The sequence below is a fragment of the Pseudonocardia cypriaca genome (assembly GCF_006717045.1).
GTDB lineage: Bacteria > Actinomycetota > Actinomycetes > Mycobacteriales > Pseudonocardiaceae > Pseudonocardia > Pseudonocardia cypriaca.
Genome location: NZ_VFPH01000002.1, coordinates 1,559,917 through 1,582,924 on the forward strand (window position 1 = coordinate 1,559,917; position 23,008 = coordinate 1,582,924).

Genomic DNA, 23,008 nt, shown 5'->3' on the forward strand with positions numbered 1-23,008 from the left:
TGGCTGTTCGGGTCCCCACTCGGTGTGCCGCAGCGCTTGCGGTTCCAGCCGATGACCGTACCGCTCCCACCAGATCGAGGGGTCTGGTTCGACCCGACGGCGCACCACGGGGTGAGCCTAACGCGCGACGTCGCCGGAGTCCCCCGATGGTGATCGATCAGCAACTCAGTCGATGAGATCCATGCCGGTACCGGATCGACCGTTCAGGTGAGGACCGGCTGCGCCGTTCTGCGGAGCACCGCGCCAGAGGTTGCTGCGGCCGCGGCTGATCGTGCGCAACGCCTTGCCGAGGGCGTCCTCGAACTCGGCGAGCTTGGCATCGACGTAGCCGTCGCACTCCTGGCGCAGCCGGTCGGCCTCGCCCTCGGCTGCGTCGACGACCCGGGCCGCCTCGGCGTGGGCCGCGCGCACGACCTCGCTCTGCGACACCAGCCGCGCCTGCTCGGCCTGGCCGTCCGCGATGTACCGGTCGTGCGCGGCCCGCCCGGCGTGCGCGATCCGCTCCGCCTCCGCCTTCGCCCGGTCGGTCAGCTCCGTGTACTGGCGACGCCCCTCGGACACCGCGCGCTCGGCCTCGTGACGGGCGCGGGCCACCGTCTGCTCGGCCTCGGCCCGCGCCTCGGCGAGCAGCCGCTCCGACTCGGCCTGCGCGTCCGCGACCAGCCGCTCGGCCTCCTCCTGCGCCGCGCTGCGGGTCTGCTCGGCCTCCTGGGTGGCGTCGTCGACGATCTCGTCGCGGCGGTCCAGGACGTCCTGCGCGTCGTCGAGCTCGCCCGGCAGCGCCTCGCGGACGTCGTCGAGCAGGTCGAGCACGTCACCGCGTGGCACGACGCAGTTGGAGGTCATCGGGACACCCCGAGCCTCCTCGACGACCGTGACCAGCGCGTCGAGCGATTCGAAGACCCGGTACACGCCGCGCATCCTCTCACCGAGGTTCGCCCGAACCGCGTATTCGGCGTGGTCCGCGCGTGTCAAGTTCCGAACGAGTGATGTGGCTGGCGATCGATCTCGGCCTTCGGTGGCGCCGCGCATCGTGCGGGGCCGCCCCTCACGCCTCAAGCGCGCTCCGCGCCGCTGCCGCGATCGCTGGCGCGACCCTTGACCCGCGAGCCTCTACGGCCCCTCCGGGCCCGCTTCGCGGGCAGGCCACAGGCCAGCCCCTTCGGCGCGCGGCGCCACCGAAGGCGGTCTCACCACCATGATCACGGATTCGGCGCAGAACCGGCGGAAATGAGCCGGGAACGCGCCGAAACACCGATCATGGGCGGGACCGAGGTCGCGGCCAGGCTGATCGGCGCGAGGAGCACACGAGCGTCGCGGGCGAGGCCGTCACGTACTGCTCGGGCCTGATCCGCAAGGTTCACGACCCGTTCTCGGCCCGCGCTGCCCGTCGAACGGTTGTGCGGCCCAACAAAGGGTGCGCGCGGGCACAAACCCGGCGCGCGACGGCGACCAGATGCCCGACACCGGCCTCCTGGCGGCGCCGCGCACCAAGAGGGCAGGCCCCTGGCCTGCCCGCAAAGCTTGCCCTCAGGGGCCGCAGAGGCTCACAGGTCAAGGGGCGCGAAGCGCTCGCGAAGCGACGCCGCAGGCGCCCTTGAGCTGTGAGGGGCGGCCCCACGCAATGCGCGGCGCCGCCAGGAGGCCCTGGAAAGCAGACCTGGAGCCAGGAGGCCTTGAGACAGGAGGCCCGCACCGAGACCGCTAGCCGCGCTCCGCGATCCGATCCAGCAGCTGCCGGTAGACGCTCTCGGGGAGCAGGTGGCCGACGTCGCCGCCGAACGTGGCGACCTCCTTGACCAGCGAGCTCGACACGAACCCGTACTCGGGGCTCGTCGACATGAACAGGGTGTCGATCCCGGAGAGGCGCTGGTTCATCTGGGCCATCTGCAGCTCGTAGTCGAAGTCGGTGACCACCCGCAGGCCCTTGACGATCGCGCGGATCTCGTGGGTCCGGCAGTAGTCGACCAGCAGCCCGTGGAACGAGTCCACGCGAACGTTCGGGTACGGCGTGACGATCTCCCTGAGCATCGCCATGCGCTCGTCCACGGAGAACATGCCCTTCTTGGACTTGTTCACGAGCACCGCGACGACGACCTCGTCGAACAAGGCCGCGGTGCGGCCGATCACGTCGAGGTGCCCGTTGGTGGGCGGGTCGAACGATCCGGGACAGACGGCACGCCTCACGGGCGGGACGCTACCTCCTCCGGCGCCAGAACGGCCGTGTGCAGCGTCGTGTCGCCGTAGCGGCGCTCGCGGGCGGCCCGCAGCACCGGCGGCCACGGGAACGGCCCGTCGCGCCCCGCCCGCTCGACCACGACGGTCGCCCCGTCGGCGAGCCAGCCGTGCGCCGCGGCGGCGGCGAGCCACCCGGCCACCTCGGCGGCCGGTACGTCGTAGGGCGGGTCGACGAGCACGAGGTCGTACGCCCGCTCGGCGGGCGCCCCGAGCACGGTGGCTGCGGGTGCCACGCGCACCTCGGCTCCCGGGAAGCCGAGTGCGGCCGTGTTGCGCCGCAGCACGGCCGCCGCCCGCCGGTCGGACTCCACGAAGAGCGCGTGCACCGCGCCCCGCGACAGCGCCTCCAACCCGAGCGCGCCGGAACCGGCGCACAGGTCGAGCACGGCGGCCCCGTCCAGGCCGGGGCCGGCCTGGAGCGCGGAGAACAGCGCCTCCCGCACCCGGTCCGACGTCGGCCGGGTGCCCTTGGGGGGCACGAGGATCCGGCGGCCGCCCGCCGCCCCCGCGATGATCCGGGTCATTCCAGGACCAGCAGCAGGTCACCGCCCTCTACCTGCTGCACCTTGCCGATGGCGAGGCGGCCGACCGTGCCCGCCTGGTGGGTGGTGATCGAGGCCTCCATCTTCATCGCCTCGATGGTGGCGACGGTCTGGCCCGCCTCGACCTGGTCACCCTCGCCGACCTGCAGCGTGACGACACCGGCGAACGGCGCGGCGACGTGCTTCGGGTCGCCGCGGTCGGCCTTCTCGGCGGCCTTGACGTCGGTGGCGATGGAGCGGTCCCGCACCGACACCGGCCGGAGCTGGCCGTTCAGCGTGGTGACCACGTTGCGGAAGCCGCGCTCGTCGGGCTCGGAGATCGCCTCCAGCTCGATGAGCAGCGTGACGCCGGGCTCCAGCTCCGCCTTGTGCTCGATGTCGGGCTCGAGGCCGTACAGGAAGTCCCGCGTGGAGAGCACCGACGTGTCGCTGTAGGCCTCGCGGTGGGCGAGGAACTCCTTGGTCGGCCCGGGGAACAGCAGCCGGTTCAGGGTGCCCCTGCGGTCGTCCTCCAGCGCGGCGCGGTCCTCGTCGGACAGCTCGACGCGCTCGCGGTCGGTGGAACGCCCTTCGAGGGCGCGGCTGCGGAACGGCTCGGGCCAGCCCCCGGGCGGGTCGCCGAGCTCGCCGCGCAGGAACCCGATCACGGAGTCGGGCACGTCGAACTGGCCCGGGTCGGCCTCGAAGTCCTTGGGCTCCACGCCCGCGCCGACGAGGTGCAGGGCGAGGTCGCCCACCACCTTCGACGACGGCGTGACCTTCACGAGCCGCCCGAGCATCCGGTCGGCCGCCGCGTAGCAGTCCTCGATGAGCTCGAACCGGTTGCCGAGCCCGAGCGCGATCGCCTGCTGCCGCAGGTTGGACAGCTGCCCGCCGGGGATCTCGTGGTGGTAGACGCGCCCCGTTGGCGAGGGCAGCGCCGCCTCGAACGGCGCGTACACCTTGCGCACGGCCTCCCAGTACGGCTCGAGGTCGCCCACGGCCTGCAGGGAGAGCCCGGTGGGCCGGTCGGTGTGGTCGGAGGCGGCCACCAGCGCCGACAGCGACGGCTGGCTCGTTGTGCCGGCCATGGACGCCACGGCGGCGTCGACGGCGTCCACGCCCGCGTCGATCGCGGTGACCAGCGTGGCGAGCTGGCCGCCCGCCGTGTCGTGCGTGTGCAGGTGAACCGGCAGGTCGAAGCGTTCGCGCAGGGCGGTGACCAGCGTGCGGGCCGCGGGCGGGCGCAGCAGCCCGGCCATGTCCTTGATCGCCAGGATGTGCGCCCCTGCGTCGACGATCTGCTCCGCGAGCCGCAGGTAGTAGTCCAGCGTGTAGAGCTGCTCGGCCGGGTCGGAGAGGTCGGCGGTGTAGCACAGCGCCACCTCGGCGACGGCGGTGCCGGTGGCGCGCACGGCGTCGATGGCCGGCCGCATCTGCTCGACGTCGTTGAGCGCGTCGAAGATCCGGAAGATGTCCATCCCGGTGCGCGCCGCCTCCTCGACGAAGGCGTCGGTCACCTCCGTCGGGTACGGGGTGTAGCCCACCGTGTTGCGCCCGCGCAGCAGCATCTGCGTGCAGATGTTCGGCACGGCCTCGCTGAGCGCGGCGAGCCGCTCCCACGGGTCCTCGGCGAGGAACCGCAGTGCCACGTCGTAGGTAGCGCCGCCCCAGCACTCGAGCGACAGCAGCTGCGGCGCCATCCGCGCGACGTGCGGTGCGACCGCGAGCAGGTCCCGGGTGCGCACGCGCGTGGCGAGCAGCGACTGGTGGGCGTCGCGGAAGGTCGTGTCCGTGACGGGCACGTGGGTCTGCTCCCGCAGCCACCGCGCGAAGCCCTCGGGTCCCAGCTGTCGCAGCAGCTGCCGCGACCCGTCCGGGGCGGGGGCGTCGAGGTCGCAGCGGGGCAGCTTGTCCGCCGGCTCGACGACCTGCGGCCGGGACCCGTTCGGCTTGTTGACCGTGATGTCGGCGAGGTAGTTCAGCACCCGCGTGCCGCGGTCGGCGGGCTTGCGCGCCTCGAGCAGCTGCGGGCGCTGGTCGATGAAGCTCGTGGTGACGCGGCCGGCCGCGAAGTCGGGGTCGTCGAGCACGGCCGCGAGGAACGGCAGGTTCGTCGAGACGCCGCGGATCCGGAACTCCGCGATCGCGCGCCGCGCCCGCCGCACCGCGTTCGGGAAGTCGTGGCCGTAGCAGGTGAGCTTGACCAGCATCGAGTCGAAGTGGGCGCTCACATCGGCGCCGGTGTGGGTGGTGCCACCGTCGAGCCGCACGCCCGGGCCGCCCGGCGAGCGGTAGGCGCTGATCGTGCCGGTGTCGGGCCGGAAGCCGTTCTGCGGGTCCTCCGTGGTGACGCGGCACTGCAGCGCGGCGCCGTTCAGCGTGACGTCCTCCTGGTTCAGCCGCAGCTCGGGCAGCGTCCTGCCGGACGCGATCCGCAGCTGGGCGATCACCAGGTCCCGGTCGGTGACCTGCTCGGTGACCGTGTGCTCCACCTGGATGCGCGGGTTCATCTCGATGAACACGTGGTTTCCGCGCTCGTCCAGCAGGAACTCGACGGTGCCCGCGTTGACGTAGCCGATGTGGCGGGCGAACGCCACGGCGTCGTTGCAGATCCGCTCGCGCAGCTCCGGGTCCAGGTTCGGGGCCGGGGCGATCTCGATCACCTTCTGGTGGCGCCGCTGCACCGAGCAGTCGCGCTCGTAGAGGTGCACGACGTTGCCCGCACCGTCGGCGAGGATCTGCACCTCGATGTGGCGCGGGTTCACGACCGCCTGCTCGAGGAAGACCGTGGCGTCGCCGAACGCCGACTCCGCCTCCCGCATCGCTGCCTCGATCGCCTCGCGCAGCGCGTGCGGCTGTTCGACCCGCCGCATCCCGCGCCCGCCACCGCCGGCCACGGCCTTGACGAAGATCGGGAAGCCGACCTCGTCGGCGGCGGCGAGCAGCGTCTCGACGTCGTCGGAGGGCTGCGACGACGCCAGCACGGCCACGCCGGCTTCCCGCGCGGCCGCGACCGCGCGGGCCTTGTTGCCGGTGAGGTGCAGCACGTCGGTGGGCGGGCCGACGAACGTGATGCCTTCCCGCTCGCACGCCTCGGCGAGGTCCGGGTTCTCCGACAGGAAGCCGTACCCGGGGTAGATCGCGTCGGCCCCGGCGCGCTTCGCGGCCTTGATGATCTCCTCGACCGACAGGTACGCGCGCACCGGATGGCCCGGTTCGCCGATCTGGTAGGACTCGTCGGCCTTGGCCCGGTGCAGCGAGTTGCGGTCCTCGTACGGGAACACCGCCACCGTGGACACGCCGAGCTCGTAGGCGGCGCGGAAGGCACGGATGGCGATCTCGCCGCGGTTTGCGACCAGCACCTTGCGGAACATCCCGTTCGTCACCAGGGAACCGTACCGTCGGGCACTCGATCGGACCCGTGCGAAGAACGCCACTCCTGCGGTACCAAGGGAGGAGAACCCGACCGAGCCGAGGGGTGCCGCCATGCGTCCTGACCCGGCGGCCCTGCACGGCGCCGCGTTCGCCGAAGGCCGACGCCTGCGTGAGCGGGCCGAGCGCCACCACGCCCGGCACGTAGCCCGCATGGAGGCCCACATGGCCCGCATCGACATCCACCGGGCGCGGCACATGCGCCGGATGGCGCGGCGCCGGGCACACGCGCGGCCGCCGCTGGCCGTCGCGCTGGTGATCCTGCTGATCACCACGGCGGTCGCGGGCAGCGCCGCCGCCGCCATCGGTGCGATGATCGCCCTGCTCATCGCGGCCGCCGCCATCACCGGCCCGGCGCTGATCGTCGGCGGCACGGCGATTGCCCTCGCCCGCCGCAGCAGGCGCAGGCGGGCCATCGCCGCCGGCACCGCACCGCTACCGGCTCGCCCGGCCGCCCCGCCCCGTCCCCAGGTCGTGTGGACGAAGGCCCGCGAACGGTTCACGGCGCTGCGCGCCGAGTACGCCGCATTCGAGTGCGACCCGATGCAGGTGCTGCACCGGCCCGCGCTCGCCGACGTGTCCGTGGCCAGCACGGCCCGCTTCGTCGACGCGTTCGCCGAGGCCCAGGCGCTCGAGACCGACTCGTTCCCGCCCGCTGCGCACGCGGCGTCGTTCGTGGCCGCGGTCGACAAGGCCGAGCGGGCGTGGCGCGCCGCCGTCGACGCGGCCGACCGGATCCGCCTGTCCGGCCTGTCCCCCGCCGAACGCGGCACCGTCGAGCGCGTGATCAAGCTCCTCACCACGGCCCGCGACTCCGACAGCGACCCCGAGCGCCTCGCCGCCTACGCGCGCGCCCGCTCGGAGCTGGCCAAGCTCGACCGCGCCGGCGTGATCCACCTGCCGCGCACCGCCCGGGCCTCCCTCGACGAGGCCGCCCGGGGCGAGCTGCCGGCCTAGAGCTTCATGTAGATCCGGATCGTGGTGCCCCGAGCCGACCGGTGGATCCGCACGAGGTCGGCGAGGTGGTTCACCAGCAGCAACCCGCGCCCGCGCGACTGCTCGGGCGGAGCCGGCCGCCGCCCGGCCAGCAGGTCGTCCAGCCGGCCCGTGTCGGACGCCTCGCCCACGAGGTGCCCGTCCTCGACCCACACCCGAAGCACCGACCGGCTGCGGGCGTGCTCGATGCTGTTGGTGACCAGCTCGTTGACGGCGAGCTCGAAGTCGTCGGCCCGGTCCGGCTCCAGGCCGGCGCGCCGCGCCTCGGCCAGCGCGAACGCCCTCGCGCTCGCCAGCGTCGGGGCGTCGACCAGCAGGGTGGGCGCCTCCGGCGGCGCGGACAGGGCCCGGTTGTAGTCGGCGAGCACGTCGTCGGGCGCGTACCGGCTGCTGTACCGGGGTCCCGCCGGGTCGATCAGGGTGGGGTGGGTGCGCTCCGCGTCCTCCAGGACGTCGGCGGGCAGCGCTGCGACGTCGTAGGGGCAGAGGATCTCGACGCTCCGCCCGGTGAAGGCGTGGTTGATCAGGGCCTCGTGCTGCACGCAGGCCGGGTACTCCACCTCCGAGCGACCGGCCCAGATCGGCTCACCGATGATCCGCACGAACTCGGCGTCGCGGTGCTCGTCGGCGAAGGCGAAGAGCACGCCCGGCAGGATCCGGCCCGGGTTGCGCCCCGCCCGGGTCATGTCGAGGAGCCGCACCCGCGGCGCGGCAGCGCCGAGGCCTGCCCGCAGGGCCTCCAGCTGGGCGCCGGGCACCGCGACGGCCACCGGCTCCCCCGCAGCGAGGCCCTCCTCGATGAACGGCAACGTGCCCGCGAGGTACTCGTCCATCCCGCGGTAGAAGAGCGCGGGGTGCCGGAACGGCTCGAGCCCAGCCGGCGACGGTGATGAGGCCAGCACGCTCACCGCTGATTCCTCTCGACGACCGGTAGGCCGGATACCCCGCTCCACCGGCACGAATCGCGCCCATGCATCACCACCACCATAAGCCTGGATGCGTCCGGGGGAACACCGGGCTTCTGTCGACGCTCGTCAGGTGGGCGGAACGCGCCGGCGCTCAGACCTTGTCGAGGTAGGCGGCGCGCTCCTCGTCGCCGACGGTCTCGCCGACGAGGGCGGCGAGACCGGGGTGGCGGCGCAGGCCCGGATCGTCGGCCACGATGTGCGAGGCGTAGACCTGCGCCTTCGAGATGATCTCCTCGTGGCGCAGCAGCGACAGCAGCCGTAGCCCGGACCGGCGGCCGGACTGCAGGGCGCCCAGCACGTCTCCCTCGCGCCGCAGCTCCAGGTCGAGGCGGGCGAGCTCGAAGCCGTCGGTGGTGCCGGCGACGGCGTCGAGGCGCTCGCGGGCGCTGGTGGCGGCCGGCATCTCGGTGACGAGCAGGCACACGCCGGCCGCCTGGCCGCGGCCGACGCGCCCACGCAGCTGGTGCAGCTGCGAGAGCCCGAAGCGGTCGGCGTCCAGGATGATCATGCCGGTGGCGTTGGGCACGTCGACGCCGACCTCGATCACCGTGGTGGCGACGAGGACGTCGAGCTCGGCCCGCTCGAAGGCCCGCATCACGGCGTCCTTCTCGTCGGGCGGGAGCTTGCCGTGCAGCACGCCGATCCGGAGCCCGTGCAGGGCGCCGTCGGCGAGCTTGGGCGCCACGTCCAGCACGGCGAGCGGTGGGCGCTTCGCCTGGCCGTCGTCGGAGTCGGCGCCGATGTCGGGATCGTCGGTGTCGACGAGGTCGGCGTCGGCACCGGCGTCGTTCTCGGTGCCGCCGACCCGCGGGCACACGACGTACACCTGGTGCCCGGCGGCGACCTCCTCGTGGGCGCGCCGCCACACGCGGTCGAACCAGCTCGGCTTCTCCGCGAGCGGGACGACCGTGGTGGAGATCGGGGAGCGACCGCGGGGCAGCTCGCGCAGCGCCGAGACCTCCAGGTCGCCGTACACGGTCATCGCGACCGTGCGCGGGATCGGGGTGGCCGTCATGACGAGCATGTGCGGGGCCAGCTCGCCGCGGCTGCGCAGCGCGTCGCGCTGCTCCACCCCGAACCGGTGCTGCTCGTCGACCACGACGAGCCCCAGGTCGGCGAACCCGACGTGCTCCTGGATCAGGGCATGGGTGCCGACCACGATGCCGGCCGCCCCGGACTGCGCGTCGAGCAGCGCCTGCCGGCGTGCCTTCGCCCCCAACGAGCCGGTGAGCAACGTGATGCTCGTGGCCTGCTCCGATGCCCCCAGCTCGCCGCCCTTGCCCAGCGGGCCGAGCAGCGCGCGCAGCGAGCGGGCGTGCTGGGCGGCCAGCACCTCGGTGGGCGCGAGCAGCGCCGCCTGCCGGCCTCCGTCGACGACCTGCAGCATCGCCCGCAGCGCGACGACCGTCTTGCCCGCGCCGACGTCGCCCTGCACGAGCCGGTTCATCGGGTGCTCGCGGGCGAGGTCGGCGGAGATCTCCGCGCCGACGGCGTGCTGGCCGGCGGTGAGCGCGAACGGCAGCTGGGCGTCGAACGCGTCGAGCAGGCCGCCCGCCTTGGGCGGGCAGGCCGCGGCCGGTCGCTGCGCGGTGGCCTGCCGGCGCAGCGCGAGGGCGAGCTGCACGCCCATCGCCTCGTCCCACACGAGGCGGTGGCGGGCGGCGTGGATGTCGGCCTCGGACTCCGGGACGTGGATCCGCCGCAGCGCCCGCGCGAGGTCGGCGAGCATCTCCCGGCCCCGCACCAGCTCCGGCAACGGGTCGGTGGGGTCGTCGAGCAGGTCGAGGACCTGCCGGACGCAGCGCGCCACCTGCTGCGAGGTGATCTTGCCGGTGGCCGGGTAGACGGACAGGAACGGCCGGATCTCGTCGGCCTCGTCGAGCGGCTCGAACTGCGGGTGGGTGAGCTGCAGCTTGTTGTTGAAGACGCCGACCTTGCCGGAGAACACCGCCCGGACCCCGGGCTTGATGATGTGCTGCACCTTGTGGCCGTTGAAGAAGGTGCAGTCGATCGTGGCGCCCTTCTCGTCGCGGATGACGACGTTGAGCAGCTTGCCCCGCCGCGAGCGCATGTCGCGCAGCACCGACTTCTCCACCTGCGCCACGAGCGTGGCCTGCTCGCCGATCTCCAGCCCCGCGATGTCGGTGAGCTTGCCGCGGTCGACGTAGCGGCGCGGGTAGTGGCGCACCAGCGCGCCGACGGTGGTGATGTCGAGCGACTCGAGCGCCTGGGCCGTGCGCTTGCCGACCAGCGGCTCGATCGCGTTCGACATGTCGATCCCGGTCATTCCACCCCCAGCACGAGCGGGTAGTCGCTCTGCCCGCCGCGGTGCACGACGACGTCGACCTCGGGGTGGGTGCGGCGCAGGTCGGCCGCGAGCCCCTCGGCCAGCGACGGGTCGGCACCCTCCCCCAGCAACACGGTGACGATCTCACCACCCGCGGTGAGCATGCGGTGAGCCAACCACAGGGCACCGACAGCCAGGTCCGGGGCGATCAGCACGACCTCGCCGTCGGTGATCCCGAGGACCTCGCCAGGCTCGCACCGCCCCACCCAGGTGAGGGCCTCGGACTCCGCCACGACGAGCCCCCCGGTGCGGGTGCCGGCCGCGGCCTCGGCCATGGCGATGACGTCGTCGCCCGCACGCCGGTCCGGGTCGTGGACGGCGAGCGCCGACAGACCCTGCAGCACCGACGCCGTCGGCAGCACCAGCACCTCCTGCCCGTCCGAGCGCGCCGACGCCGCCGCCCGCTCGGCCACCGCGGCGAGCTCGGCGTCGTCGGGCAGCAGCACGACGTGCCGGGCGCGGGTGCCGGCCAGCGCGGCCACGATCTCGCCCTCGTCGACGCCGCGGCCGGGCTCGTGCTCCAGAACGGCTGCGCCCGCCGACCGGGCCAGCTCCGCCACCTCCGACCCGCTGACGAGCATCAGCACCGCCCGCTCGCGCGCGAACCGGCTCGACGGAACGGCGGGGGCGTGCTGGTCGGCGAAGCGCACGACGGTGATCCGGTGCGGCCGGCCCGCGACGATGCCCGCCTCGATCGCCGCACCGATGTCGGTGCAGTGCACGTGGACGTTCCACAGGCCGTCGGCGTCGCCCGCCACCGCCACGCAGTCGCCGATCGCGGCCAGCTGGGTGCGCAGCTCGTCGACGCGCGGGCCGTCGGTGCCGTCCAGCAGGTACATGACCTCGTAGTCGTGCTCGTCCGACCCGCTCTCGCGCTCCGCCACCAGGACCTCCCGACCGCGCGCCACCGCCACGGGCGTGCGGGGCATCTCACCCCCGCTCCGGCCGGTGACCAGACCGGCCAGTGCGTCCAGCACGAGGTAGAGGCCGAGCCCCCCGGCGTCCACCACCCCGGCCCGCGCGAGCTCGGGCAGCTGCCCCGTGGTGGCCTGCACGGCCGCGCGGGCCGCGTCGGCCGCCGCGACCGCCACGTCGTCGAGCCGGTCGGAGCCCACGTCGGCGGCCGCCCGCGCGGCCGCGCCGAGCACCGACAGCACGGTGCCCTCCTTGGGGCGGCTGACGGCGGCGGTGGCCAGCCGGTGGGCCCGCTGCAGGGCGTCGGCGAGCACCGCGCCAGCCGGGCGCTGGGCGCGCGTCACCGCCTCGGCGAGCCCGCGCAGCACCTGCGAGAGGATCACCCCGGAGTTGCCGCGGGCACCGATGAGCGCACCCCGGGCCAGTGCGGCCGCCACCGCCGCCGCCCCGCGCCCGGCCCCGTTCTCGCGCACCACCCGGCGCACGGCCTCGGCCGCCGCGCGCATGGTGAGCAGCAGGTTGGTGCCCGTGTCGCCGTCGGGCACCGGGAACACGTTGATCCGGTCGATCTCCGCGCAATGCCGCTCGAGCGCCGTGGTGGCCGCCCGCGTCCAGCCCGTGAGCAGCGCGGTGTCGAGGGTCGGGGGCACCTGCGCGAGCCTAGGCCGTCTCCGGCGACAGGGGCCGTGCACGACCCCGCGAAGGCGCGGGTATTCTGGGTCTTCGCGACCGGGGCAACCCCGGCTTACCCTCACCGTCTACCCGAGGAGTGTCCGACGTGGCTGCCGTCTGTGACGTCTGTGGAAAGGGTCCGGGCTTCGGCATGTCCGTCTCGCACTCACACCGCCGCACCCACCGCCGCTGGAACCCGAACATCCAGACCGTGCGGACCAGCGACAACGGCGGCAACCGCCGCCGCCTGAACGTGTGCACCTCCTGCCTCAAGGCCGGCAAGGTCGCGCGCGCCTGACGCACCACACCAACGGCACTTTCGTCCGATGCGTTCGGACGGAAGTGCCGTTCGCGTTGTGCCTCAGGGAAGCTTCCAGTCCACCGGTTCCCCACCCAGCTCCTCGAGCAGGGCGTTGGCCCGGCTGAAGGGGCGGGAGCCGAAGAAGCCGCGGTCGGCCGACATCGGGCTCGGGTGCGCCGACTCGATGCACGGCACGTCGCCGAGCAGCGGGGCGAGGTTGCGGGCGTCGCGGCCCCACAGGATCGCGACGAGCGGCTCGCCGTCGCGAGCCACCAGGGCGTGGATGGCCTGTTCGGTGACCTTCTCCCAGCCCTTGTCCCGGTGCGAGCCGGGGTTGCCGGGCTCGACGGTGAGCACCCTGTTGAGCAGCAGCACGCCCTGATCGGCCCAGGGCGTCAGGTCGCCGGTGGACGGGGTGGGGTGGCCCAGGTCCTCGCTGTACTCGCGGAAGATGTTCGCGAGCGAGCGGGGCACCGGCCGCGTCTCGGGTGACACCGAGAACGACAGCCCGATCGCGTGGCCGGGCGTCGGATACGGGTCCTGGCCGACGATGAGCACGCGCACCTGGTCGAACGGCTGCTGGAACGCGCGCAGCACGTTCGCGCCGGCGGGCAGGTAGCGGCGGCCCGCGGCGAGCTCTGCGCGCAGGAACGCACCCATGTCGGCGATCACCGGGGCCACCGGGGCAAGCGCCCTGGCCCATCCGGTCTCGACGACCTCCTCGAGCGGTCGTGCCGACATCAGGCGATCCTCCTCAGCTCGGCGCGGAACCGCTTGGCCCGCCGGACGTAGCTCTGCACCGCGTGGTCGAAGTAGCCCTCGGGCACCTCGTGGCCCTCGCGGACCCGCGCCGGCACGCCCATCGCCATCCGCCGGTCCGGGATCTCCGCCTTCGGCGACACGACCGCACCTGCGGCGACGACGGCTCCGGCGCCGACGCGGGCGCCGTTGAGCACCACGGACCCCGACGAGATGAGGGCGCGGTCGCCGATCACCGCGCCCTCGATGTGCACGTTGTGCCCGACGGTGACCTCGTTCCCGATGATCGTCGGCTCGTGCGCGGTGCAGTGGATGATCGACCCGTCCTGCACGCTGGTGCGGGCGCCCACCTCGATGCGGCCGTCGTCACCGCGCAGCACGGCGGTCGGCCAGACCGAGGACTCGGCGCCGATCACGACGTTGCCGATCACAACGGCGTCCGGGTGGACGTAGGCGTCGGGATGGATGTCCGGTTCGACGTCGCCGAGTGCGTAGAGGGGCACCCGGGGGAGCTTAGGACTCGTCCTCCTCGGGCATCTTCCCGGCCAGCTCGTCGGCGACCAGCAGGTCCCGGCGCACCGCGCCTGCGCGGTAGGCGGAGCGCCCGAGCAGCTGCGAGATCACCGGGGCCGTGATCACCTGGAACAGCCCGACCAGCAGCAGGGTCACCGCGCTCTCCAGCTCGACCCGCAGCGCGGTGCCGGCGAGGATCAGCAGCAGGCCGAGCGTCTGGGGCTTGGTGGCGGCCTGCAGGCGGCCCGGCAGGTCCGGCAGGCGCAGCAGCCCGAACGCACCGAGCAGGCAGGACAGCGCGCCGCCGAGCAGCAGCACCGCGGAGACGACGTCGGTCATCGGTGCCCCTTCCGGCGCTCGGCCAGCCGGGTCGCCGTGGCGGACCCGACGAACCCCAGCAGGGCGACCGCGGCGAGCAGCGGGATGTTGGAGCCGTCGCGGTAGATCGCGATGTACACCGCAGCGGCGGCCACGACGAGGATCACGAGCACGTCGAGCGCGGCGATCCGATCCAGGGTGTCCGGCCCGCGCAGCAGCCGGACGAGCGTGAGCGCACCGGCGGCGCACAGCAGCGCCAGCACGACGACGAAGACGACCGTCACGACATCCTCCCCAGCAGGCGTTCCGCTTCGGCCTGTTCGTCGGGGGAACCGAGGGCGGAGAGCACGCGGCGCTGCATGTCCACGACGCGCCGCCGGGCCCGGTCGACATCCGCGTCGTCGCGGGGCCCGAGCGCGTAGACGTACCAGACGTCGTGGTCGTGGTCGATCTGCAGCGCCATCGTGCCCGGCGAGAGCGAGAGCGCGCTGGCCATGATCGTGACCACCTGGTCGGAGGACGCGATCAGCGGCACCGCCATGATCGCCCCGCGGGCGCGCGGGCCGTGGCGCAGCACCTCCCAGCTCACCTCGACACCGGACACGGCGATGTCCCACAGCAGGAACAGCACGAGCCCGCAGATGCGCAGTGGGCGCACCGGCAGCCGGTCGGTGGCGGGCGGCAGCCGGAACAACGCGGTGACGAGCACGGCGACGACCAGGCCGCCCACGATCGACGCCGGGGTGAACGTGCCCCACAGCAGCACCCACACGCACGTCAGCCACAGGACGGCCGGCAGCCTCCCCCTCACCGGCCCTCCCCCAGCACGGCGACGCGGTACGGCCCGCGGTCGAGCAGGTCCACGCCCGCCCGCTCGGTCATACCGGCGAGCGGGCCCGCGAAGACCGCGATCGCGAGGCTGACCGTGATGAGCCCGGCGGTGGCCGCGTACATCGGCACGGACGTGCGCGCCGTGCCGACGAGGACCTCGTCGTCGGGGTCGGTGTCGGGCTCCGGCGGGACGGGCTCGCCCCAGAACACCCGCACCCACACGCGCACCAGCGCGTAGAGGGTGAGCAGGCTCGCGACGACCACGACGCCGGCCACGGCCTGCTCGGCGGGCCCGCTCGCGGCCCCGGCCTGCAGGAGCGCGAGCTTGGCCACGAACCCGGCCGTCGGCGGCACCCCGGCGAGCGTCAGCGCGGGGATGGCGAACAGGATCGCCAGGCCCGGGGAGGTGCGCAGCAACCCGCCCATCCGGTCCAGCGCCACGGTGCCGGTGCGCCGCGTGATGAGGCCGCTCACCAGGAAGAGCGTGGCGAGCACCGTGATGTGGTGCGCGGCGTACAGGGTTGCCCCGGACACGCCCGCCGCGTCGAACACGGCGAGCCCGTAGAGCAGGAACCCGATGTGGCTCACCAGCAGGAACGACAGCAGCCGGTTGAGGTCGTTCTGCGCGAGCGCGCCGAGCACGCCCACGAGCATCGTGGCGGCCGACAGCACGAGCACCAGCGTCCACGGCTCCTCGCGCGGGAAGACCAGCGTCTGCGTGCGCAGCAGCGCGTAGAAGCTGACCTTCGTGAGGAGCCCGGCGAACAGCGCCGCCACGGGGCCGGGGGCGTTCGGGTAGCTGTCGGGGAGCCAGAAGTGCAGCGGCACGATCGCCGCCTTGATCCCGAAGACGACGAGCAGCATCAGCGCCAGCACGGTCTGCAGCCCTGCCGGCAGCTGCCCCACCCGCCCGGCGAGGTCGGCGAGGTTCACGGTGCCGGTGGCTGCGTAGACCATCGCGACGGCCGTGAGGAAGAGCAGCGACGACAGCAGGCTCACCGTCACGTACGTCATGCCTGCGCGGATCCGGTCGGCGCCGGTGCGCCGGGTGATCAGCACGTAGGACGCGGTGAGCATCAGCTCGAACGCCACGAACAGCGTGAACAGGTCGGCGGTGAGGTACGCGAGCGAAACGCCCGCGCACAGCATGAGGTACATCGGGTGGAAGGTGGTGCTGGCCGTGGCGCGTCCGTAGTCGACGATGCGCTGGTCGATGGCGTAGCCGAGCACGGCCAGCGTGACCAGCGTGGACACGAGCAGCAGCAGCGCCGAGAGCCGGTCGGCCACCAGCGCGATCCCGACGGGCGCGGGCCACCCGCCGAGCTCCGCGACGATCGGGCCCTGCCCGTCGGCGGCCACGAGCAGTACGGCCGCGGTCACCGCGACCGCCGTGAGCACGACGATCCCCACGACGCGCTGCAGGGTGGCCCACCGGCTGGCGACGATCGACAGCGCCGCTCCGAGCATCGGCAGCAGCACGGGGAGCGGGAGGAGAGAGCTCATGACGGCTCCTCCCCGTTGCCGTCCTCCAGGGGCGCGGACGGCGCCTTCTGCCGCGCGATCCGGCGGTCCTCGACGTCGTCCTGCACCTCGTCGTGGCCGACCAGGACGTAGGAGCGGTATCCGAGCGCGAGCAGGAACGTCGTGAGCGCGAACGTGATCACGATCGCGGTGAGGGCGAGTGCCTGCGGGAGGGGGTCGGTGAACTCCTCCGGCGGCACGACGCCGAGGATCGGCGGCCGGCCCGGCGGGCCACCTGCCAGCTGCAGGAGCAGGTTGGTGCCGTGCCCCAGCACGACCACGCCGATCAGCACCCGCATGAGCGAGCGCGACAGCAGGAGCGTGAACCCGGTGCCGTAGAGCACGCCTACGGTGGCGGCCATCACGAGGTTGACGGTCGTCATCGGGGCTCCCCCGCATCGCGCATGTCGCGCTCGATCCCCGCGCCGAGCGAGCGCAGCAGGTCCAGCACGACGCCGACGATCAGCAGGTACACGCCGACGTCGAGGAACACGCTGGTCTGGGTCTCGAAGTGCCCGAGGAGCGGGACGTCGAGCGCGAGCTTCGTGGTGGTGAGCACCGGTGCGCCGACGACGGTCGGCGCGAGCGCGGTGAGCAGGGCGACGGTCAGCCCGAGCCCGATGAGCACCGGCGGGCGGACGCGCACGGCGGCCTCGCTGCCGCCCGCGATGTAGCGCAGGACGAACGCGAGACCGGCCACCAGCCCGGCCGCGAAGCCGCCGCCGGGTCCGTAGTGCCCGACGAGCAGCAGGTACACCGAGAACACGAGCACCGTCGGGAACAGCGCGCGTGTGGTCATCTCCAGCAGCAGCGTGCGCTGGCGGTGGCCGCGGCAGTCGCCGGAGAGCATCCACGCCTGCCGGGGCCGGTCCCACTCCTCGAAGGGCTTGTAGTCGTCGTTGTCGGGGCTCATCCGAGCACGTCCTCCTCGTGTCGGGGCGTGCTCTGGCCGCTCTCCACCCGTCCTCCGCCGCGCCGCCGGTCGTAGCGGGTGGCGAGCACGAGGCTCGCGACGCCTGCCGCGGCGACGAACAGCACGCCGATCTCGCCGACGGTGTCCAGTGCGCGGAAGTCGACGAGGATCGCGCTGATCACGTTGGTCGCCCCGGCCTCGGGGGCGAGCCGGGCGAACTCACCGCTGGTGGCTGCGGGCCCGGTGCGCGCCGCGGACAGCACGAGCGCGAAGACCGCCACCGCGAACCCGGCGGCGGCCCCGAGCAGCGCCTTCGGCACGCGGACCCGCCGGGACGGGCGGCTCTCGGTGAAGTGCGGGGGCAGCCTGCGCAGCACGAACACGAACGCGACCAGCGAGAGCGTCTCGACGAGGAACTGGGCGAGGGCGAGGTCCGGCGCACCTTCGACGATGAACAGGCCACCGACGCCGTAACCGATCACGCCGACCAGCAGGACCGCGGTGAATCGGCGCCGGGCCCGCGTGACGGCGAGCGCCGCGACCACCACCATGATCGCGAGCGGGATCTGGATCACCTCGTGGTACAGCGGCAGGGACGTGGGCCACGCGCCCGCCAGCACCGTGGCCACGCCGGGGAGCAGCACGAACGCCACGAGGATCGTGGCCAGGTAGGCCGGCAACGAGCCGACCTGCAGCCGCCCGGTGACGCCGACGGCCACCCGGCCGATCCCCGCGACCGTCTTCTCGTACGCCCGTTGGGCGTCGAGCGGGCTGTGGCCGGCGAGCGGGGTCACCCGGGCCCGCGCGGCGTGCAGGGCGAGCCCGCCGGCCAGCGCGATCGCGGAGAACAGCAGCGGGAGCCCGAAGCCGTGCCAGAGCGCGAGGTGGTAGCCCGGGTCACCCGGGAGCGCGCCCGCGTAGCTCGCCGCCTCGGTGTCGACGATCGGCGTGGCGATCCCGAGCACGGGGCCCGCGGCCGCGCACAGCCAGATCGGGACGGTCAGCGCGGCGCCGGGGCGGTGCACGTCGCCGGCGTCCCGGCCGGGCTTGCTGGCGAAGGCGCCCCACAGGAACCGCGCGCTGTAGGCCACCGTGAGCACCGAGCCGAGCAGCAGCCCGCCCGCGACGGCCCAGTTCTCGACGCTCCCGTGGAGGAACGCCTCGAACGCCGCCTCCTTGCCGACGAACCCGATCAGCGGCGGCAGCCCCGCCATCGAGGCGGCCGCGAGCGCCGCGGCGATCGCCAGGCCGGGCAGTGCGCGGCCGACGCCGGACAACTCCCGCACGTCGCGCGTGCCCGTGGCGTGGTCGACCGCGCCGACGGTGAGGAACAGGGTGGCCTTGAACATCCCGTGCGCGAGCAGCATCGCGATGCCGGCCATCGCGGCCACCCGCCCGCCCGCGCCGAACAGCACCATGAGGAACCCGAGCTGGCTCACCGTGCCGAACGCGAGCAGCCGCTTGAGGTCGGTGGCCGAGAGCGCGCGCCAGCCGCCGACGAGCATGGTGGCCACCCCGGCGACCAGCACCGGCACCGTCCAGACGGCGAGGTCGGAGAACGCGGGCGAGAGCCGCGCCACGAGGTAGACGCCCGCCTTCACCATCGACGCCGCGTGCAGGTACGCGCTCACCGGCGTGGGCGCCACCATCGCGGCCGGCAGCCACGGGTGGAACGGCAGCTGCGCCGACTTCGTGAACGCGCCCAGCAGGATCAGCAGCAACGCGGCGGTGACCGCGCCGCCGCGGGGCGGGTCGGCCAGGATCTCCGAGATCCGGTACGTGCCCGCGGTCTCGCCGAGCAGCACGAAGCCGAGCAGCATCGCCAGGCCGCCGAACACCGTGACGAGCAGCGCCTGCACGGCCGCCCTGCGCTCCTCGCGCCGCTCGCCGCCCTGCCCTACCAGCAGGAACGACGCGATCGACGTCAGCTCCCAGAACACGTAGAGCGTGAGCAGGTCGTCGGCGAGCACGAGGCCGAGCATCGAGCCCGCGAACGCGAGCAGCAGCGCAGCCGACCGCGTGGCGTACGGCGAGCCGGCCCCGAAGTACCCGGTGCAGTAGGCCAGGATCACCGCGCCGATGCCGGACACCAGCACGATCATCGCGAGCCCCAGCGCGTCGAGCCGGAAGGACAGCTCCAGGCCGAGCGCGGGCGACCAGGCCGTGGTCTCGTCGACGCCGCCCGCGAGTGCGGGGCCCGCGTTCGCCAGCGCCCACAGCAGCGTGGCCGCGGGCAGCACAGCCGCCACGGCGAACGCCGCCCGCCTGCTGCGCGCCGACACGATCGGCAGCAGGCCGGCGAGCACGAGGTGCGCGGCCACGAGTGCGAGCACGCGGTCTCCTCCCGGTCAGCGATGCCGAAACACGCTCGGCAGCGGTCTGTTCGCTGCGCGAGCTCCGCTCAGCGATACGGGCGAGGCGCGCCCTCGCGCGTGAGGTACCCGGAACGGCCCGTTCCTCGTCCCAGCCCCGTGAAATTAGCCCGTGCGAACCGCAGAAGCGGACAAAACGGGCCGAGGCTCTCGGGGACCACCCTACGATCGGCGCGTCAGACCCGCAGCAGGAAGCGGTCGAGGACACGCGCGCCGAACTCCAGGCCGCTGATCGGCACCCGCTCGTCCACGGCGTGCGCCATCGCCCGGTGGTCGTAGCCGTCGCCGTCCGGGGCCGGCCCCAGCGGGGCGAAGGCGTAGCACGGGATGCCCAGCGCGGAGAACGCCTTCGCGTCGGTGCCGCCACCGAGGCAGTACGGCACGACCACCGCGTCCGGGTCACCCGCGCGCAGCGCGTCGGCCATCGCCGCGAACCACGGCGAGTCGATCGGCGCCTGCACCGGATCGGACTGCGCGACGACCTCGTACCGCACCCGCTGACCGAGCAGCTCGTCCAGTGCCGCGGTCACCTCGGCCATCCCGCCGGGCAGGACCCGCGTGTCCACCATCGCCTCGGCCACGGGCGGGATCACGTTCACCGCACCGCCCGCGGCCAGCGCGGTGGGCGTCATCGTGTGGCGCACCGTGCCCGCTGCCAACCGGCCCGCGTGGCCGAGGCGCTCGATCGTCGCGTCCACGCCTGTGTCGGAGCCCAGGTCGGCGGGCACGCCGAGCGCCTCGGCGCTGCGCAGCAGGTACTCGCGGACGGTGGGGGTGAGCCGCACCGGGAACCGGTGCCGGGCCAGCCGGGCCAGCGCCTCGACCAGCGCGACGACGGCGTTGTCCTGGTTCGGGCGCGAGCCGTGCCCACCCCGCCCGGTGGCGGTCAGCCGCAGGTGCAGCGTGCCCCGTTCGGCCGTGCCGACGGGGTAGAACCGCACCCCGCCCGCCGGGTGCGGGAACCCGCCGCCCTCGCCGATGGCCGCCGCGCACCCGTCGAACAGGTCCCGGTGCTCGGCCACCAGCCACTCGGCGCCGTAGGCGCCCCCGGTCTCCTCGTCCGCGACGAACGCGACCACCACGTCCCTGCGGGGACGCACCCCGCGAGCCGACCAGGAGCGCAGCACCGCGAGCACGGTGGCGCAGGCGTCCTTCATGTCCACCGCGCCGCGACCCCACACGTAGCCGTCCCGGACGGCCCCCGAGAAGGGGGGCACCGCCCAGCCGGCCGGGTCGGCGGGCACGACGTCGAGGTGCCCGTGCACCAGCAGCGCGCCGAGCCCGGGATCGCTGCCGGGCACGCGGGCAACCACGCTCGTGCGCCGCGGGGCCGGCTCCAGCAGCACCGGCTCGACGCCGGCCTCGTCGGCGAGCACCCGGGCGACGAGCTCGGCCGCCTCCCGCTCGCCGACGGCGTCGCCGCGGGCCCGGTTCGTGGTGTCGATGGCCACGAGCGCCGAGCACAGGTCCGCCACGCCGCGGGCCGGGTCGATCACCTGCATGATCACCCAGGCTAGCCGCGTGTGACCCATTGACGCCATGGCGTGACGATGATTCATTCCCCCCACTGCGATGGCGCATTCTTCGGGGGGAAGCCATGCGAGGGGTCTCGTTCCACGCCGCGGCCGCGCTGCTCGCGGCCGCGCTCGCAGCCGGCTGGCCCGGCGCGGCGCACGCCCAGCCACCTCCGGGCGGCACCACCCTGCGGGTCGCGATCACCCAGGACATCGACTCGCTCAACCCGTTCGTCGCGGTGTTCCTGTCCTCCACGCAGGTCATGCGCCTCACCTACGAGAACCTGACGATGGTGGGGCCGGACAACGCGGTGCAGCCGGGGTTCGCGGAGAGCTGGCAGTCCTCGCCGGACGGCCTGACCTGGACGTTCAAGATCCGCGACGCGCAGTGGTCGGACGGCACCCCGATCACCGCGCGGGACGTGGCGTTCACCTACACCCAGATCATGACCAACCCCGCGGCGCAGGACGCGAACGGCTCGGCCGTCGCGAACTTCGCGGCGGTCACCGCCGTCGACGACCGGACCGTGGAGATCACGACGAAGGAGCCGCAGGCCTCGATCCTCGCCAGCGACGTCCCGATCGTCCCCGAGCACGTCTGGTCCTCCCGGGTCGGGCAGATCGGCACCGCCACCAACGCCGAGCAGCTCCCGGCCGTGGGCAGCGGGCCGTACGTCATCAGCGGGTACCAGGAGGGCCAGTCGGTCACGCTGAGCGCCAACGACCGCTTCTGGCGCGGCCGGGCGCACGTCGACACGCTCCAGTTCGTCCGCTACGAGAATGCCGACGCCGCGGTACAGGGCCTGCTCAAGGGCGACGTCGACCTCGTGCGCGACCTCACCCCCGCCCAGTTCGACTCGCTGGAGGGCAACGCGGCGGTCGGCCGCAACGAAGGTCGCAACCGGCGGTACACGGAGCTGCTGCTCAACTGGTCGAACCCGAGCGGCGTGGACGGGCAGCCCTTCGGCGACGGCCACCCGGCGCTGCGCGACGTGCGGGTGCGCAAGGCGCTGCACCACGCCGTGGACGCCGGCGCGATCGTGGACCGGGTCAAGCAGGGCCACTCGGAACCCGGACACGGGATCATCCCGCCGGTCTACCCGAAGTGGACGTTCACGCCGTCCGACTCCCAGCGCCGCGACCACGACCCGGAGCGGGCGAAGGCGCTGCTCGACCAGGCGGGCTACCGGCCCGGCCCGGACGGCGTGCGCGTCGGCCCGGACGGCAGGCCGCTCACCCTCCGGCTCATCGCCGGGAACCAGGTGCCCACGAACCCCCAGCTGCTCGACTTCCTCGCCGGGTGGTTCGAGGCGGTCGGGGTCGGTGTGACGCCGCAGATCATGGCCTCCAACCAGATCGACGACGCGACCGTCGCGGGCAACTTCGACATCGCGGTGAGCGGATGGAGCGTCAACCCGGACCCGGACTCCACGCTCGACCAGCAGACGTGCGCGGTCAACGGGACGTCGCGCAGCGACTCCGGCTACTGCAACCCCGCCTACGACCAGCTCTACGCCGAGCAGCAGGCCGCGCTCGACGAGGGGAAGCGGCGCGAGATCGTGCAGCGGATGCAGTCGTTGCTCTACGACGACGTGCACGCGATCGTGCTGACCCACGACGCGCTGCTGGAGGCCTACCGCGCCGACCGGTTCACCGGCTTCGTCACCCAGCCGGAGGACGGCGGGGTCATCACGGGCCAGACCGGCTACTGGGGCTACTACGGTGCCACCCCCGTGGCGGCGCCCCGGGCAGCCGCGGACGCGGGCGGTGGCACCGGCCTCCTCGTCGGCGTGCTCGCGGCCGTCGTGGTGCTCGGCGCAGGGGCCTTCCTCGTGGCCCGCAACCGGCGGCGCAGCCGCGACGAGCGCGAGTAG

At 73.6% G+C, this 23,008-nt stretch carries 20 protein-coding genes; 3 read left to right on the forward strand and 17 right to left on the reverse strand.

The window, feature by feature from the left end:
• Window positions 1–165: 165 nt before the first annotated feature.
• From FB388_RS25085 to FB388_RS25100, 4 genes are all read right to left on the reverse strand, one after another.
• The gene (locus FB388_RS25085; protein ID WP_211362212.1) at window positions 166–912 is read right to left on the reverse strand and encodes a flotillin family protein; all 747 of its coding nucleotides are present in this window, start codon (window positions 910–912) and stop codon (window positions 166–168) included.
• A gap of 792 nt (window positions 913–1,704) precedes the next feature.
• Window positions 1,705–2,187: a pantetheine-phosphate adenylyltransferase gene (coaD, locus tag FB388_RS25090; protein WP_142104626.1), complete on the reverse strand. Its 483-nt coding sequence runs from the start codon at window positions 2,185–2,187 to the stop codon at window positions 1,705–1,707.
• Complete coding sequence (gene rsmD, locus FB388_RS25095) at window positions 2,184–2,762, reverse strand: 16S rRNA (guanine(966)-N(2))-methyltransferase RsmD (RefSeq protein ID WP_142104627.1); 579 nt, start codon at window positions 2,760–2,762, stop codon at window positions 2,184–2,186. Before rsmD ends, coaD begins: the two co-directional genes overlap by 4 nt.
• Window positions 2,759–6,136: a pyruvate carboxylase gene (locus FB388_RS25100; RefSeq protein ID WP_142106272.1), complete on the reverse strand. Its 3,378-nt coding sequence runs from the start codon at window positions 6,134–6,136 to the stop codon at window positions 2,759–2,761. Before FB388_RS25100 ends, rsmD begins: the two co-directional genes overlap by 4 nt.
• A 112-nt stretch (window positions 6,137–6,248) precedes the next feature.
• Between FB388_RS25100 and FB388_RS39595 the strand changes: the two genes are divergently transcribed.
• Window positions 6,249–7,151: a hypothetical protein gene (locus FB388_RS39595; RefSeq protein ID WP_170225822.1), complete on the forward strand. Its 903-nt coding sequence runs from the start codon at window positions 6,249–6,251 to the stop codon at window positions 7,149–7,151.
• Here the strand turns inward: FB388_RS39595 and FB388_RS25110 are convergent.
• The 3 genes from FB388_RS25110 to FB388_RS25120 form a co-directional block, all read right to left on the reverse strand.
• On the reverse strand, window positions 7,148–8,089 hold the full coding sequence (locus FB388_RS25110) for an anti-sigma factor RsbA family regulatory protein (protein ID WP_425468589.1): 942 nt from the start codon (window positions 8,087–8,089) through the stop codon (window positions 7,148–7,150). The two genes, FB388_RS39595 and FB388_RS25110, sit on opposite strands and share 4 nt — an antisense overlap.
• Window positions 8,090–8,249: 160 nt before the next feature.
• A complete protein-coding gene (gene recG / locus FB388_RS25115) occupies window positions 8,250–10,445 on the reverse strand; it encodes an ATP-dependent DNA helicase RecG (protein ID WP_142104628.1) in 2,196 nt (731 codons plus the stop codon).
• Complete coding sequence (locus FB388_RS25120; protein WP_142104629.1) at window positions 10,442–12,070, reverse strand: DAK2 domain-containing protein; 1,629 nt, start codon at window positions 12,068–12,070, stop codon at window positions 10,442–10,444. The genes recG and FB388_RS25120 overlap by 4 nt, the downstream gene beginning before the upstream one ends.
• A gap of 128 nt (window positions 12,071–12,198) precedes the next feature.
• Here FB388_RS25120 and rpmB point away from each other — a divergent pair, with 128 nt between their 5' ends.
• Window positions 12,199–12,390 carry a 50S ribosomal protein L28 gene (rpmB, locus tag FB388_RS25125; protein WP_142104630.1) on the forward strand — a complete coding sequence of 64 codons (192 nt, stop codon included), beginning with the start codon at window positions 12,199–12,201 and terminating at the stop codon, window positions 12,388–12,390.
• A 63-nt stretch (window positions 12,391–12,453) separates the two neighbouring features.
• Here rpmB and FB388_RS25130 read toward each other — a convergent pair whose 3' ends face one another.
• The 10 genes from FB388_RS25130 to FB388_RS25175 all read right to left on the reverse strand — a co-directional run bounded on the left by FB388_RS25130 (window position 12,454) and on the right by FB388_RS25175 (window position 21,122).
• Window positions 12,454–13,134, reverse strand: coding sequence for a uracil-DNA glycosylase (locus tag FB388_RS25130; RefSeq protein ID WP_142104631.1), 681 nt, complete (start codon window positions 13,132–13,134; stop codon window positions 12,454–12,456).
• Window positions 13,134–13,655 (reverse strand): gamma carbonic anhydrase family protein, encoded by a 522-nt coding sequence (locus FB388_RS25135; protein ID WP_142104632.1) that lies wholly within the window; start codon window positions 13,653–13,655, stop codon window positions 13,134–13,136. Before FB388_RS25135 ends, FB388_RS25130 begins: the two co-directional genes overlap by 1 nt.
• Before the next feature lie 10 nt (window positions 13,656–13,665).
• Window positions 13,666–14,004 (reverse strand): monovalent cation/H(+) antiporter subunit G, encoded by a 339-nt coding sequence (gene mnhG, locus FB388_RS25140; protein ID WP_142104633.1) that lies wholly within the window; start codon window positions 14,002–14,004, stop codon window positions 13,666–13,668.
• Window positions 14,001–14,267, reverse strand: coding sequence for an MrpF/PhaF family protein (locus tag FB388_RS25145; RefSeq protein ID WP_142104634.1), 267 nt, complete (start codon window positions 14,265–14,267; stop codon window positions 14,001–14,003). Before FB388_RS25145 ends, mnhG begins: the two co-directional genes overlap by 4 nt.
• Window positions 14,264–14,794 (reverse strand): Na+/H+ antiporter subunit E, encoded by a 531-nt coding sequence (locus FB388_RS25150; RefSeq protein WP_142104635.1) that lies wholly within the window; start codon window positions 14,792–14,794, stop codon window positions 14,264–14,266. The genes FB388_RS25145 and FB388_RS25150 overlap by 4 nt, the downstream gene beginning before the upstream one ends.
• Window positions 14,791–16,317 (reverse strand): Na+/H+ antiporter subunit D, encoded by a 1,527-nt coding sequence (locus tag FB388_RS25155; RefSeq protein ID WP_142104636.1) that lies wholly within the window; start codon window positions 16,315–16,317, stop codon window positions 14,791–14,793. The genes FB388_RS25150 and FB388_RS25155 overlap by 4 nt, the downstream gene beginning before the upstream one ends.
• Entirely contained in the window at window positions 16,314–16,718 is a 405-nt protein-coding gene (locus FB388_RS25160) for a Na(+)/H(+) antiporter subunit C (protein WP_142104637.1), read from the reverse strand. The genes FB388_RS25155 and FB388_RS25160 overlap by 4 nt, the downstream gene beginning before the upstream one ends.
• Window positions 16,715–17,248, reverse strand: coding sequence for an MnhB domain-containing protein (locus FB388_RS25165; protein ID WP_142104638.1), 534 nt, complete (start codon window positions 17,246–17,248; stop codon window positions 16,715–16,717). Before FB388_RS25165 ends, FB388_RS25160 begins: the two co-directional genes overlap by 4 nt.
• Window positions 17,245–19,581, reverse strand: coding sequence for a hydrogen gas-evolving membrane-bound hydrogenase subunit E (mbhE, locus tag FB388_RS25170; protein WP_142104639.1), 2,337 nt, complete (start codon window positions 19,579–19,581; stop codon window positions 17,245–17,247). The genes FB388_RS25165 and mbhE overlap by 4 nt, the downstream gene beginning before the upstream one ends.
• 215 nt (window positions 19,582–19,796) lie before the next feature.
• Window positions 19,797–21,122 carry a M20/M25/M40 family metallo-hydrolase gene (locus FB388_RS25175; RefSeq protein WP_142104640.1) on the reverse strand — a complete coding sequence of 442 codons (1,326 nt, stop codon included), beginning with the start codon at window positions 21,120–21,122 and terminating at the stop codon, window positions 19,797–19,799.
• A 95-nt stretch (window positions 21,123–21,217) separates the two neighbouring features.
• On the opposite strand from FB388_RS25175, the gene FB388_RS25180 reads away from it, so the two are divergent.
• On the forward strand, window positions 21,218–23,008 hold the full coding sequence (locus tag FB388_RS25180; RefSeq protein ID WP_142104641.1) for an ABC transporter substrate-binding protein: 1,791 nt from the start codon (window positions 21,218–21,220) through the stop codon (window positions 23,006–23,008).

What these genes read in the sequence shown, in the direction of transcription:
- rsmD (WP_142104627.1), bottom strand. Translation starts at nt 2,762, where the DNA reads ATGACCCGGATCATCGCGGGGGCGGCGGGCGGCCGCCGGATCCTCGTG.
- FB388_RS25100 (WP_142106272.1), bottom strand. Translation starts at nt 6,136, where the DNA reads ATGTTCCGCAAGGTGCTGGTCGCAAACCGCGGCGAGATCGCCATCCGT.
- FB388_RS39595 (WP_170225822.1), top strand. Translation starts at nt 6,249, where the DNA reads ATGCGTCCTGACCCGGCGGCCCTGCACGGCGCCGCGTTCGCCGAAGGC.
- recG (WP_142104628.1), bottom strand. Translation starts at nt 10,445, where the DNA reads ATGACCGGGATCGACATGTCGAACGCGATCGAGCCGCTGGTCGGCAAG.
- FB388_RS25130 (WP_142104631.1), bottom strand. Translation starts at nt 13,134, where the DNA reads ATGTCGGCACGACCGCTCGAGGAGGTCGTCGAGACCGGATGGGCCAGG.
- mnhG (WP_142104633.1), bottom strand. Translation starts at nt 14,004, where the DNA reads ATGACCGACGTCGTCTCCGCGGTGCTGCTGCTCGGCGGCGCGCTGTCC.
- FB388_RS25155 (WP_142104636.1), bottom strand. Translation starts at nt 16,317, where the DNA reads ATGAGCTCTCTCCTCCCGCTCCCCGTGCTGCTGCCGATGCTCGGAGCG.
- FB388_RS25160 (WP_142104637.1), bottom strand. Translation starts at nt 16,718, where the DNA reads ATGACGACCGTCAACCTCGTGATGGCCGCCACCGTAGGCGTGCTCTAC.
- FB388_RS25165 (WP_142104638.1), bottom strand. Translation starts at nt 17,248, where the DNA reads ATGAGCCCCGACAACGACGACTACAAGCCCTTCGAGGAGTGGGACCGG.
- FB388_RS25175 (WP_142104640.1), bottom strand. Translation starts at nt 21,122, where the DNA reads ATGCAGGTGATCGACCCGGCCCGCGGCGTGGCGGACCTGTGCTCGGCG.
- FB388_RS25180 (WP_142104641.1), top strand. Translation starts at nt 21,218, where the DNA reads ATGCGAGGGGTCTCGTTCCACGCCGCGGCCGCGCTGCTCGCGGCCGCG.